This window comes from Bombella pollinis (assembly GCF_026385485.1).
Taxonomy (GTDB): Bacteria; Pseudomonadota; Alphaproteobacteria; order Acetobacterales; family Acetobacteraceae; genus Bombella; species Bombella pollinis.
On the sequence record NZ_JANIDX010000001.1, the window covers coordinates 53336 to 66902 of the forward strand.

The 13567-nt window shown below is 52.0% G+C and carries 13 protein-coding genes; 10 read left to right on the top strand and 3 right to left on the bottom strand.

The window, feature by feature from the left end; translation table 11 throughout:
* Positions 1-7: 7 nt before the first annotated feature.
* Positions 8-829, bottom strand: coding sequence for an alpha/beta hydrolase (locus tag NQF89_RS00325; protein WP_266137234.1), 822 nt, complete (start codon positions 827-829; stop codon positions 8-10).
* Positions 830-1120: 291 nt separating this feature from the next.
* Between NQF89_RS00325 and phoU the strand changes: the two genes are divergently transcribed.
* From phoU to NQF89_RS00360, 7 genes are all read left to right on the top strand, one after another.
* Complete coding sequence (gene phoU, locus NQF89_RS00330) at positions 1121-1852, top strand: phosphate signaling complex protein PhoU (protein ID WP_155572692.1); 732 nt, start codon at positions 1121-1123, stop codon at positions 1850-1852.
* The gene (locus NQF89_RS00335) at positions 1852-2601 is read left to right on the top strand and encodes a response regulator (protein ID WP_266137235.1); all 750 of its coding nucleotides are present in this window, start codon (positions 1852-1854) and stop codon (positions 2599-2601) included. Before phoU ends, NQF89_RS00335 begins: the two co-directional genes overlap by 1 nt.
* A gap of 153 nt (positions 2602-2754) precedes the next feature.
* Positions 2755-3804: a sensor histidine kinase gene (locus NQF89_RS00340; RefSeq protein ID WP_266137236.1), complete on the top strand. Its 1050-nt coding sequence runs from the start codon at positions 2755-2757 to the stop codon at positions 3802-3804.
* Positions 3805-3908: 104 nt separating this feature from the next.
* The gene (locus tag NQF89_RS00345; RefSeq protein WP_266137237.1) at positions 3909-4730 is read left to right on the top strand and encodes an alpha/beta fold hydrolase; all 822 of its coding nucleotides are present in this window, start codon (positions 3909-3911) and stop codon (positions 4728-4730) included.
* Positions 4727-5587, top strand: a complete 861-nt coding sequence (locus NQF89_RS00350) for a sugar phosphate isomerase/epimerase family protein (RefSeq protein ID WP_155572689.1) — start codon at positions 4727-4729, stop codon at positions 5585-5587. Before NQF89_RS00345 ends, NQF89_RS00350 begins: the two co-directional genes overlap by 4 nt.
* A 146-nt stretch (positions 5588-5733) precedes the next feature.
* Positions 5734-7110, top strand: a complete 1377-nt coding sequence (locus NQF89_RS00355) for an L-serine ammonia-lyase (protein ID WP_266137238.1) — start codon at positions 5734-5736, stop codon at positions 7108-7110.
* 77 nt (positions 7111-7187) lie between these two features.
* A complete protein-coding gene (locus NQF89_RS00360) occupies positions 7188-7874 on the top strand; it encodes a hypothetical protein (protein WP_266137239.1) in 687 nt (228 codons plus the stop codon).
* 9 nt (positions 7875-7883) lie between these two features.
* Here NQF89_RS00360 and alkB read toward each other — a convergent pair whose 3' ends face one another.
* Together alkB and NQF89_RS00370 are read right to left on the bottom strand one after the other, a co-directional pair.
* Positions 7884-8525, bottom strand: coding sequence for a DNA oxidative demethylase AlkB (gene alkB / locus NQF89_RS00365; protein ID WP_266137240.1), 642 nt, complete (start codon positions 8523-8525; stop codon positions 7884-7886).
* Positions 8522-8818, bottom strand: a complete 297-nt coding sequence (locus tag NQF89_RS00370; protein WP_155572685.1) for a putative quinol monooxygenase — start codon at positions 8816-8818, stop codon at positions 8522-8524. The genes alkB and NQF89_RS00370 overlap by 4 nt, the downstream gene beginning before the upstream one ends.
* A 167-nt stretch (positions 8819-8985) precedes the next feature.
* Here NQF89_RS00370 and ybaK point away from each other — a divergent pair, with 167 nt between their 5' ends.
* The 3 genes from ybaK (at position 8986) to NQF89_RS00385 (ending at position 13490) form a co-directional block, all read left to right on the top strand.
* Positions 8986-9483 (top strand): Cys-tRNA(Pro) deacylase, encoded by a 498-nt coding sequence (gene ybaK, locus NQF89_RS00375; RefSeq protein ID WP_266137241.1) that lies wholly within the window; start codon positions 8986-8988, stop codon positions 9481-9483.
* Positions 9484-9594: 111 nt separating this feature from the next.
* Positions 9595-10071 (top strand): hypothetical protein, encoded by a 477-nt coding sequence (locus tag NQF89_RS00380; protein WP_266137242.1) that lies wholly within the window; start codon positions 9595-9597, stop codon positions 10069-10071.
* Between the two features lie 107 nt (positions 10072-10178).
* On the top strand, positions 10179-13490 hold the full coding sequence (locus NQF89_RS00385; RefSeq protein WP_266137243.1) for an efflux RND transporter permease subunit: 3312 nt from the start codon (positions 10179-10181) through the stop codon (positions 13488-13490).
* The last annotated feature ends 77 nt before the right edge of the window (positions 13491-13567 follow it).

Sequence of the window (13567 nt, forward strand, 5' to 3'; positions counted from 1 at the left end):
GTCTATTCTATAAAAACCCTTGCTGTCTCATCCAACGCTCTGCGAGATGAGGCCATTTTTGTGTGGGGCCTGTTGCACGGCCTAGGCCGAAGCCATGCCCGCCTGTAGCAAATTGATGAACCTCATAAGGCCGATGATGCCTCTGATAAGACTGCACCAGATACTCATCTTGCGGGGGTGAAACAATGGAATCATCCGCCGCATAAGCCAAAAATAATGGAGGGGCATGAACACCAACATGAGGCGGCAAAGACCATCTCATTATCTGCTCTCTTGTCGCAGAATGGTCACCAAGGCAGGCACGGCTTGTACGCGTTCGCTCAAAAGGGGGGCCAACCATCGTCACAGGGTACAGCAGCATTAATAAAGCAGGGGGCATAGTATGAGCCTCCAAGGCAGTTAAGCCCGCCAAATGCCCCCCCGCTGAAAAGCCCATAAGAGCAACACGCTGTGCATCAATACGCTCATTATACAGGCCCGATTGTAACAGGGAGAGAGCCTGCCGCGCATCAGCTAATGGAGCCTCCATCATTCCCCCCTCATCAGGCAAACGATATAGCAAAATCGCGGCGGTAATCCCTAAAGAGGCGAGCCAGTGCGCCGCAGGAAGGGCCTCTTGCGCCACCGCGATATGCCGATACCCTCCACCTGCGGCAATAATAACAGCCGCCCCATTGGGATGCTCAGGCCGCATAATATGCAAACCCGGCGCACTTACACGCACTATACGACCACGGCGTGATGTATAAGCAGGGCTTGCCATGCTACCCTCTGGCCATAGAGGATAGACATCGCGAGCATTATCTAAACGCATCCTATCTGCTGCCATACAGTCTTGCCCATATGCCCTATAAGCTAGAGATGACAAGGCACAGCATTCTCGTAAAAAAGAACGGCGTGTCCTCATCACCATCAACAGCTCCTTCACTCTTAAATGCATCTACCCTTAACAAGGTGCGCCACCCTGCGGAGATGAAATATTTATGACAACTACGTTAAATATAAGAATATTACCTTAAAAACGGCGGAAAACAGAGGTTTTTTGCCAGTTTCTCCACCTCTTGCGGCCTGTTCCCGCTCTTACAGAATTAGGCTAGTATCACGGCAAAAGGGAGAGGCTATGCCGCAACAAGGCCAACATATTGTACAACGTTATGGGGAGGACCTCCGCCGCCTACGCTCTTTTATGGAGGAGATGGGCGGCCTTGTGGAACATCAATTATCGCTTATCCTCACCGCTTTTACCGAGACCGATGCACAAGCCATCTCCCAAGTCATTCATCATGATAAAGCCATTGATGCTTTAGAGCATGAGGTAGAAACACAAGCCATCCGCCTCCTCGCTCTCCATGGCCCTATGGCCGCAGATTTGCGTGAGATTGTCGCTAACATCCCCATGGCTGGCACATTAGAGCGCGTTGGCGATTATGCGCGCTCCATCGCACGGCGGCTAGAGCAGATGGAGCAGCCCATCCCCCCTCATGACCGGCTCGCTTTAAGTGAAATTGGTCGCATGGTCCTCGAGCATCTCCGCCGTGTGATGGACGCTTTAGAGCATCAAGATGCAACGGCGGCTCATTCTGTTTGGCAGGCTGATCATCGTGTGGATGAATATTGCGCTACCATGACCCATAATTATCTGGAGCGCATGACCCAACAGCCCCGTGCGCTACGCTTTTATATCTCCCTCTTATTCATCATTAGGAACCTAGAGCGGATAGGAGACCACATAACTGATATAGCCGAGCGCATCATCTTCATCGCAACAGGTACGTTACCGCCGCCCACAGCCCGACCGCACGGCCATGCAGCACAGAGCATCGCCACAGAGCAAGAGGCCAGCACCCCGTGATGCCTGCTCCACCGGCTACAAATACCACTAAAGGCTTTGTCCTCGTTGTAGAGGATGATGCCGCCCTGCGCCTATTGCTTGAACATAGCTTGCAGCAACGTGGTTATCAGGTGCATGCTGTTGCAGATGCGGAACACGCTCTTACCTTTCTTGAGGGGACAAAACCGGATGTCGCCCTTCTGGACTGGATGATGCCCGGCCTCTCCGGCCTAGAATTATGCCGCATCATAAGGCAGAAGCCGGGTTTAAAGGACCTGCCTATCTTATTCCTCACTGCACGAACGGAGGAGCAAGATCTTATTAATGGGCTTGATCACGGGGCGGATGCTTACCTCACTAAGCCATGCAGTGCTGATAAGTTAGACGCCCGCCTCCGCGCCTTATTACGCCGCGCTCGCCCTAGCCAAGACCAAATCAGTTTCGGCCCCTTACTCTTAGAACCAGAAAATCACCACGTCACACGCGCTGGCCGCGTCATCACCTTAGGGCCAACGGAATATCGCCTCTTAGACATACTCATCCGCCAACCCCGTAAAGTCTTTTCCCGCGAACTCTTATTAGAGCGCATTTGGGGAGCCAATGTTCATGTGGAACTCCGGACGGTGGATGTCCATATCCGCCGCTTACGGAAGGCCCTAAATGAGCCGGGGGAGGCAGACCTTATCAGGACCGTACGCTCGGCGGGATACGCGCTAGATGATAGCCGCATGGAGCATGATGCCTCCCCTTCTGCCCCCACTGCGCCTTAAATGATAGGGCATATCCTATGGCTGGGCGGTGGTGCCGTTTTATGCCTCTGCTGCCTTTATATAGGATGGGTGCTAGCCCGTTATTATCAGGACAACCCACCTCGCAGTGCACACACAGCTCCATACTCATCCGCTAAAGCCCCCCTTCATCAGATGGCATTAGATGAGTTAGTGGAACTCATCCCCGGTATGGCTTTAATCCTTGACCCGATGGGGCAGATTCTCGCCTGTAATCAAGCCGCGCAAGAGCATTATAAAGAGAGCTTACGCGCCATCCTTCGTCACCCTAATAGCCGCGCTATATTGCACGAAGCCTTAGCGACCTCACCTTCTACCGGCCCGCATGCCATCCATACCGCCATCGTTCATCTGGATGTCCCCATCAAGCACACGATCCGCTTAGCGATGCGCCAGTTAAGTAGGCCACAAGGGCGGGATAAGATGGTCCTCACCCTCCTTACCGACCATAGCACAGAGCAAGCAATGGACCGTATGCGGGCCGATTTTATTGCCCATGCAAGCCATGAGCTACGCACCCCGCTGGCCTCACTCAGTGGGTTTATCGACCTCCTAAAAGACAATGAGGGCACAACAGACCAAGCCTCCCGCACGCTTTATCTACAGATAATGAGCCAACAAGCCACGCGTATGCAACGGCTAGTGGAGCGACTTTTATACCTCTCTCATCTCCAACTCCGCAGCCATAACCGCCCTCATACACGCCTTGATGTTGGGGAGTTATTCGCCCTTATCGTGGGGGAAGTCCTACCTCGTTTTACCGATAACACGCGTAACCTCACTGTAGAGCAAGAGGAGGATCATCTTACCCTCCTTGCTGATGAGGATGAGATGATCCAGCTCTTTCTCAATCTCATCGAAAATGCCATCCGCTATGGTACGACACCAGACCACGCTTTGCAGGTCCGCCTCTGTGCGCGTAAGGAAGGTACGGGCATTTTATTATCTGTAAGTGATAATGGCCCCGGCATTGCGCCTCATCATCTCCCCCGCCTTACCGAGCGTTTTTACCGCGTTACCGATAATAAGCAGACCAATCCCGCGGAAGTGGAAGAAGGCACAGGGTTGGGATTGGCCATCGTCCAACAGATTGTAGAACGCCATAAAGGCCATCTACGCTTTCTCAGCCCCCCTCATGAAGGCACGATATGCCGTATCTGGCTCCCTGCCGCACCCGCTTTGTAAGGTAAAAACATTACAACATCATCACCCCCCTTGCAGGGAAAAGAGGCTCCACACCATCTTACATGAAAGACGCCTAGTGAAGGCCGTATTAGGGAGATTCTTCGATGCCCCATATTACCACGAGCGACCATGTCAAACTCTATTATGAGGAGCATGGCCAAGGGCGGCCCCTTGTCATGATTCATGGTTGGACATTTTCCGGGCGGTTCTTCCACCGTAATGTTGCCGCTTTTGCACAAAAATACCGTGTCATTACGCTGGATTTACGCGGGCATGGGCACTCTGACAAACCGCATCATGGCTATCGTATCGCCCGCCTCGCAGCGGACCTCCGCGATGTGTTGGAGGCTTTGGACCTTCATGATGTTACGGTTCTTGGCTGGTCCATCGGCTCACCCATCATCTGGTCTTATATGGAGCTTTTTGGCACAAAACGCCTCCGCAGTGCCATTTTCGTCCAGCAGACACCAAAGCAATTCTTCTCGCCTGACTGGAAGCTAGGCCACGCTACATGCTACGATGAGGCCGGGTTAACCTTCCTCCAACAACAGCTTACCTTTAACCGCAGCGCGTTTGATCAACAAAATCTCGCTGATTGCCTCAGCACCTCCCTGCCTGAGGATGAAAAAACCATGCTGCTTAACGAGATGGCCGCATGCCCTAGCTATGCCGCTTCCCTCATGATGGCTGACCACACAACGCAAGATTGGCGAGATGTCCTCCCCCATCTCTCACTACCCTCCCTCATGATGATTGCTGGGAAGGATAAAGTCCTCCCCGCTGCTGGACCTCGGTGGGTGGCAGAGCATATGCCGCATTGCCAAGCCGTAGAGTTTGAGGAAAGTTCCCATATGGTGTTCCTTGATGAGACAGAGAAGTTCAACCATACTGTTCTCACCTTTATGAAAGAGGAAGCCGCCGCATGAGCCACTTTCCCTTCGCCTTTGGCATGAACGAGTTTACCACCCAACCGTGGTCTTTTGAGGAAGATATTCAGCATTATGCAGCCCTAGGGGTTGAGACGATCGAACTATGTGAGAACAAACTCGACCCCCATCGGTTGGATGAGCAAATGGCATTGCTGAAGGAAAGCGGGCTGAAGCTTAGCTCCTTCCAACCATTAGTCCGCACATTTGGGGCCAGTAAGATGGTGCCCTATCCCCAAGAGGCTGAACGCCGCTTCGCCCGCTTAGAAGAAAGCCTGCATCGCTTTGCGCCTTACGCCCAAAATGTACCGTTTGTCGTCAATACAGGGGCACCTGATAACGGCGATGTATATGGTTGCATCCACCATACGATAGACTCCCTCCATCGCCTCTGCCCCCTAGCGCAAGAACTCGGCGTTACGCTCTCCTTAGAGCCGCTCAACCCCACATCCATCAATTATGAGACCGCTATTTGGACGATTGACCAAGCCTTAGACATCATCAAAGCCGTCAATCATCCTGCCCTAGGGCTATGCCTTGATTATTGGAACATCTGGCAACAACCTGATGTATGCGCCGCCATCCGCCGGGCGGGGACGCTGATTAATGTTGTGCAGATTAGCGACTGGCGCACACCACGCTCCGCTGCAGATAGGCTCATACCGGGAGCAGGGTGCATCCCCCTCCATGAGATGCTCCATGCTACATGGGATGCGGGATTCCGCGGGGCCTGCGCGGTGGAGATTTTCTCCTCCGATGTCAGCGATAGCTTGTATCAAGGGGACCTATCCGCCCTCATCACACAATGCCGCCTTGCTTTGGAGACACTCTGGGCACAACCAACTTCCCCCTCTTAAAAAGAGGGGGCATAGTGGGGAGTGTCCCTTATAGCAAAGTTTCTTATTTGTTGCATTATCAGAATAATTTATTTTTTAAGGCTTATAACAGAACGGTTTTTACCCCATAAAGGAAGAAGGATTCACAGGACCAAGGGCCCGTTTTCATGCTCAGCCTCTTTGACCTATTCAAAATAGGGATTGGCCCGTCCTCCTCCCATACAGTCGGCCCTATGCGTGCAGCACAACGCTTTACCGATGTGCTGGCAGACCTCCCTGATGGCCCCTTAGAGAAAGACCCCGCCCGTATTGTCGTCACCCTTTATGGCTCGCTCGCCCTCACTGCGGAAGGGCACGGCACCATCAAAGCGATTCTGCTTGGCTTAGCGGGCGAAACGCCAGAGCATGTTAACCCCGATACAGCCCAAAAGCTCGTCCAGCATATTGAAAGCACACATCTGCTGAACCTCAATGGCACGAGCTTCTCCTTCGATTATCAAAAAGATATTTGCCTTGATACCAGCACCATCCCGCCCATCCATCCCAATACTATGCAGTTTGAAGCTTTCAGCCGAGATGGCAGCCTCATCACACGTCAACGCTTTTGCTCTGTCGGAGGTGGATTCATTACGCCAGAAGAACAAGCGCGCACTATGTCTTATTCCCTACCGGATGTGCCTTACCCTTTCCGCAGTGGGGCGGCTTTGCTAGCCCATACGAAGAAACATCATACCGATATTGCCAGCATCGTTTTAAAAAACGAAACCGCCATCCGCCCCCTATGGGATGTTGAGCGAGGGATGGACCGCATTACTGATGTTATGTTCGCCTGTATTGAGGCTGGGTTACATCATACCGATACACTCCCCGGCCCACTAAAAGTACAAAGACGTGCAGCAAAATTATATGCCCGCTTACAAGCCAAAACAAACGCCGCCCCCTCCCCCCATAATGTGATGAACTGGATCAGCCTCTTTGCCATTGCGGTGAATGAGGAAAATGCCGCTGGCGGGCGTGTTGTCACCGCCCCTACCAACGGGGCCGCTGGCGTTATCCCCGCTGTAATGCGCTATTATCGCGACTTCTGCCCCGAATATAGCAAGGCTGGGTTACGCACCTTCCTCCTCACAGCAGCAGCGATTGGGGGGCTGTTTAAACTCAACGCTTCTATCTCCGGGGCGGAGGTTGGCTGCCAAGGTGAAGTTGGCGTTGCCTCCTCTATGGCTGCTGCGGGCCTAACCGCAGCCCTTGGTGGCTCACCAGAGCAATGTGAACATGCTGCTGAAATCGCTATGGAGCATCACCTCGGCATGACATGCGACCCTGTGGCAGGGCTTGTGCAAATCCCCTGTATTGAGCGCAATGCCTTTGGGGCTGTGAAAGCCATTAACGCATCCTCTTTGGCGATGAGTGATGATGCAAACGCGCATTATGTCTCCCTTGATCATGTCATCAAAACCATGGCGGAGACAGGACGGGATATGAATCATCGTTATAAAGAGACCGCCTTAGGCGGCCTGGCAGTGAATGTCCCTGCTTGTTAAGGGAGGCCATTCCCTTACCGTGACGCATACAGTATTGTGAATCTACATCGTCTCTTTTTTGCGTTACGGTCGGCTTTATGAAACGCCTTCTCCTCCCTGCTCTGATTTGTGGGGCTGCTAGCCTCCCCCCCCTCTCCCCTCTCTATGCTGAGCCGGGCGACCCTTTGCCAGCCTCCCAACGCCCACCGGCTCCAGCCCTTTTGGAACCAAAATTACCGTGCCAAAAGATGGCCAGCGCGCCGATTATCTTTGCCTCTAAACATAGTGATGATGCCCTCCATATGCGGGTACAATGTGTGATGGATAAAGGCCAAGATGGGTTATGGCGCGCCCAGAGCTGCTCCTACCATTCCCATTGGAACGGCTTTTACATGCCCCGCCCCCCAAAAGTGCGCCATTATCGTGATGTCGTCACAAATTATATGGATAATGCTTGCTTTACTGATGGGCAGCTCACCCCTTATCTCTCTGATGAGCAAAATGAACAGCCTGATTCTATCTCTGATGAAGATGCTTGGACCTCCCGCACCATCACCCCATGGCGTGAGGACCAATTTGCCCATGGCATCAGCCCCGCGCAGGATGAAAAATTGGGGGCGATTTACCTCAATAATACGCGTGTGATGCTCAAACTCAGCTTCACTCATCGTCCCCCCGTCACGGCGGAGGAAAATGATACAGATAAAGCCGCACATTCACCCCACCGTTTTGAGCCTGCACCAAGCATCATCAATCTTGATGCCGTCTCGGCAGTAACGAAATAAGCCCTCCCCTTACCGTACAGTGCGGAAGGTGAGATTATATCGCCAGCCTAGCCCCGCAACAGCAGGGCCGGGCTTAATGGGCATAATCCCGTGGAAGTTATGCCGGCTTGGCCCGCCCCACACCACTACATCCCCATGATGGAGGGGCACTTTACGACATGGGGCGTTGCGCGTCGCCCCACCCCATTGGAATATCGCTGATAACCCAAGAGAGACCGAAATAATCGGGGCTTCAACGACCTGTTCATCACAATCCTGATGCAGCCCCATGCCTGCACCGGGGGCATAGCGGTTAATCAACCCAGATTGCGGCATAAACTGCTTATAGCCTGCCTCTTGCGCCGCTCGCACCGCAAGTGATTGGAAGATAAGCGGCATAGTCGGCCAAGCACGCCCGGTCAAAGGGTCTAGCTCATCATAACGATACCCTCGGCCATCACTCACCCAACCATAACGACCACATGCCGTCATGGCCGCAGCAAGCTGGCCTCCTCGGGCTGTTTTATACCGCCGCAAAGGGGCTTGTTTTAGAACATCCTCAATCGCCTGCAACAAAGCGGGAGCATTTGCTTTAGCAAAACCACCCAACACCACAGCCCCGGGGGCTAAAACCTGCCGGGTGCGTGTCTCTGGGAATAAATCATCCATCATTGCCGATGGAAGAAACGAATCTGCCTTGTTGTAATGGCAAGCTCCTTCAACGCATTACGAAATACCGCAAAATGAGGGGCCGCCTCATGCGCTTGGAAGGCCTTCTCATCCTTATACACCTCATAAAGAGCGACAAGATAAGGCTCCTCAACACTGCGTTGGATGAGGAACTCCAAACAGCCCGGCTCATCCGTTTTGGAGCGCAGCGCATCATACTGACACACCTCAAGGAACTTCGCCAAACTAGCCTCTGTTGCTTCAAACTCAGCAAACACAACGAGCGGTTGGGACATCGACTCCTCCTGCGTAATAACGCCTTATCCAGCCTTTATGATACGCCTTGCCCTGCGCCCCAACAAGGCAGGGCTGCATAGGCCTCGCTTGTCCCGCCGGCTAAAACACGCTTGATAATGGGCGATCATCATATCGTTGTAGCGTTCCACGCGATTGAAAGGGTTGCATGATGCACATAAACACCTCCCAGCATGACGAGACCGCCGCTACGCTGTTCCTCGACCAAGCGGGGGTTTCTTACGAGACGCGCCATTATGATTATGCCCCGCAAAAAGGCCATATTGGCGAGCAAGCAGCCCACGCCATTGGGGCCAAACCATCGGCTGTGTTTAAAACACTTGCTGTTAAAATAGACCGCAAACAGGCGGCTTTTGCTGTCATCCCCGTAGCCAAACGCGTCAATTTTAAGGCCTTAGCCGCAGCCTTAGGCGGCAAAAATGCTAAAATGATGCAAGCGGAGGAAGCTCACGAACGCACCGGTTTTGTCTCTGGTGGGACAACGCCTTTTGGCTCCCGTGAATCATTTCCCACTATCATAGACCGCAGCGCACAAAAGCATAAAACAATTTGGATTAATGCTGGGGCGCGGGGATTTTTAGCCTGTATGACCCCGCACGATATTCAAAATGTCCTGCAAGCCCATTTTGCCGCGATTGCCGAGTAAGGCACGGCCTATTCTACATGACTATTTCGTGACGTTTTTTTCACTACCCTTATACCCTATTCCAGCGTTACTATCTGATGCGTTGAGGTTAGTCCCACACAGGGGGAGAAAATGCGGTTTACCATCGCTGGGCTTATCTGTGCTCTCGCCTTTGGGGTGTTAAGCCCCCATGCGGCAGAAGCGCATCGCGGCTATTACCATCATGGTTATTATTACGGCCATCATCACAGCTTTGGCCATAGCTTCGCCCGCGGCTTTGGTTATGGCGTTGGCTCAGGCCTCGGCTATGGTGTCGTTAATCGCGTTTTTTCTGGCGGGCCTTTTGGGTACGGTTATAGTGGTGGTTATTATGATGGTGGCTATGCCATCCCATATGCTGTCCCTAGCCCTAGCTACAGCTCTCCGCCGCCGCCCAGCACCAATGTTGTTATTGTGCAACCACCTGCACCCCCCGCAGGTCCCCCCGGCTATCCTTATCCCGTCCCCGGCTATACGCATTACCAACCGGGGCAGGGCTATGTAGCTCAGACAACGACCTATGTGCAGGGCTATGGTTATGTCCCCACACCCCAACCTATTACGCCTTAATCATAAAATATCTGGCTTTACAAAGAGTTAAGAGTATATTACCGCACGGCATAATCACCCATCCTTTATACTCAATAGAGTAACACGAAAGGGCATATTGCGAGCTTATGGTCTTCTGCCGGCTTTTTATTGATCGCCCCGTGGCGACCACTTTGCTGGCCTTAGCCATCTTCCTCTCCGGGTTAGTGGCGTTACCCTTTCTCCCTGTTGCGACCATGCCGGACATGACGGCGACCGCCATTATGGTGGTAGCCAGCCAACCCGGCTCAGACCCGCAACAAATGGCGACTTCTGTCTCCACCCCGTTAGAACGCCGCCTTGCCACGATTGCCGATGTCCAATCGCTAGAATCCACTACAGGCAGCGGCAAAACCTCTATCTTTATTGATTTTGCCCCATCACGTAATATTGATGGGGCATTGCGGGATGTCCAAGCCGCTTTACGTGCCGCCCGAAGTGACCTGCCAACAGGTACATTAGATTCAGACCCACAAGCCTTTAAGCTTGATGGGGATAGGCCTATCTACCTCCTTCATTTAACCTCTAAACAACAATCACGCGACCAGCTTTATGACCTCGCCCTCATCCGCATACGGCCCATATTGGCCCAAATTGGCGGGGTTGGCCGGGTGGAAATATTCGGGGCCTCCAACCCTGCAGTGCGAGTCGAGCTTAACCCTTACCCCCTGTATAAATGGGGCTTAAACCCAGAGGATATTCGCTCCGCTCTGGCCTCTGCTAATGCCTATACACCCAAGGGTTTTTTCACCCTTGGTGACCAACGCATCCAACTCCAAACGAATGACCAAGCCATCAATGCGGCACAATATCGCAACCTCATTGTTGCCTATCGTAACAAGTTCTACCCTATCTATCTGCGCGATATCGCTAGGGTGCATGATGATGTGCAGGATATTTACCAAGAAAGCACATTAAACGGGCAAACCGCTATTACACTTGCTGTTATGCCACAACCCCACGCGAACACAGTCGCTATCGTCAACGATATTACTCATCGTCTTCCACTTCTCCAACAAACAGTCCCAGCGACTGTGCAGATCCATACAGGGCTGGACCTCTCTCGTACAATTCGCTCCTCCCTGATTGATGCGAAGCTCACACTTATTGTCTCTATTATCTTAGTCGTCCTAGTTATTGCTCTCTTTTTCCGCCATCTTTTTAGTACACTTATCCCCGCTATTACGATCCCCATTGCCCTCTCTGGCACACTCACAGCAATGGCGTGGTATCACTTCTCACTAGATGTTCTCTCCCTTATGGCCCTAACGATTGCCGTGGGTTTTGTCATTGATGATGCCATTGTCGTGCTCGAAAATATCGCTCGTCATATGGAAGCAGGGATGGATCGTTACCAAGCAAGCCTTATTGGAACAACTGAAATTACCTTTACAATTCTCTCTATTAGCCTCTCTTTAATTGCGGTTTTTATCCCTCTCCTTTACATCCCCGGAACATTAGGATCGATTTTTAACGAATTTGCCATGACGATGATTATCGCCATCATCATCTCAATGGTTTTATCCCTTACCCTTACCCCTATGCTATGCGCCCATTTTCTCACAATACACACACAGCCGCACGCCACATTACCCTCCCGCCCCCAACGCACCATGTGGCGCGCTCCATTGGGATGGCTACTCTATAGGGGCCATCAGCTCTTTCACGTCACAGAAACAGGCCTCCAACGCCTCACACGAGCTTATGAAAACTCCATGATCTGGAGCTTGCGGCATCCCATCCTTATTGGTCTTACCTTACCAGCTAGCCTCCTCTTACTCATCGGGGGCATTACCATCCTACCTAAAACAACTCTTCCAGCAATGGATTTGGCTATCCTACGAGGGCGCATAGTTGGGGAACCGAACCTCTCCTTCCAAGCATTATTACGCCGCTTACGGCAGGTCGAAGCAATTATCCAAAAAGACCCTGCTGTCCAAACAGTCGTTACATTTAACCGGAATAGCTACACGGGCGATCTCTTTATTTCCCTCAAAGATAAAGCCCAACGCGCTAGCCCTCGGACGATATTAGCACGGCTCCATAAAAGCATCCCCCAACAAGCTGGGGCAGAAGCCTTCTTCTGGGCATTAGGGAGCGACCGTCAAGGGGGGGGCGATACAAGCAATACAGGTAATTATCGTTATGTCCTCCAAAGTGATGACAGCACCCCTCTTTATAACGCGACCCCGCCCCTCCTAGCGCAGCTCCGTGCTAGCGGGGTCTTTCGTAACCTTTCAACCAATGCAGAAGATGTTGAAATCTCATCCAATATTATAGTCCATCGAGACCTTGAGGCCCGCTATAATGTTACACCACAATTAATCCAAAATGCTCTTTTTGACTCTTTTGGGCAAAGCATTGTCTCGACCATTCATCTTCCCCTTACCAACCACAGAGTGGTCATGGTGGTTGATGCGCCTTTCCGCCAGTACCCCAACACACTCCATCATCTCTGGCTTTCCACCTCTGCTGGGACAGCCGCCGGGGGGATTGCCTCTAACCTGATCCGTGTCCGCAGCAAAGGGACATTGAGCGCACAAGCCTCCATCGCCCAAGATTCTGTGACGAACTCTTTTGCCAATAAACTCTCGGGCAATAATTCCAACGGTGCAGCGGTGTCTTCATCCCAAGAAACGATGATCCCTCTTGATAATGTGGCCAGTATTGCCAAAGCACCTATGCCCCTGACTATTGCTCATCACAATGGTTATTACGCCACAACCCTCTCTTTTGACCTCACAGCAGGCCACACATACACTGATGCTGTCGAAACGATCAAAAAATCCCTCGTAAATCTCCATGTCTCAGATGTCATCCATGGGGAGTTTACTGGCACAACGGGGGAAACCTCATCTCTTATGAACAACGCCTTAATCGCGTTTATGGTCGCTATTGCTATTATGTATATTACTTTAGGTATTCTCTATGAAAGTCTCATACACCCTATTACCATCCTCTCTACCCTGCCTTCTGCCGGGGTGGGAGCTGTTCTAGGACTTTGGGTTGCAGGGGAGAACTTTAGCTTAATTGCCGTTATCGCCATTATTCTCCTCACCGGCCTTGTGAAAAAGAACGCCATCTTGGTGATTGACTTCGCCTTACAAACCCATAAATCCAACCCTGAGATGACAGCCGAGCAAGCCATCCAGCAGGCCTCTATCATCCGCTTCCGCCCCATCCTGATGACAACATTAGCCGCGGCTTTAGGCGGGGTGCCTCTACTCATCGGCGATGGATATGGATGTGAGTTACGCCGCCCCTTAGGGGTAGCGATTTTAGGAGGGATGGCTGTCAGCCAATTCTTAACCTTCTACACCACACCTGCAATTTATCTTTTGATGGAACGGCTAAAACATCGTTGCCATCATCTCACAAAAAAGCTGATTGCACGGGCCTAATACCCCATAAGGCGGCTTCTCTACATTGCGTCACTTTATCGCTATTTCTATAAAGAAAAGCCTGATAAGGAGCGCGC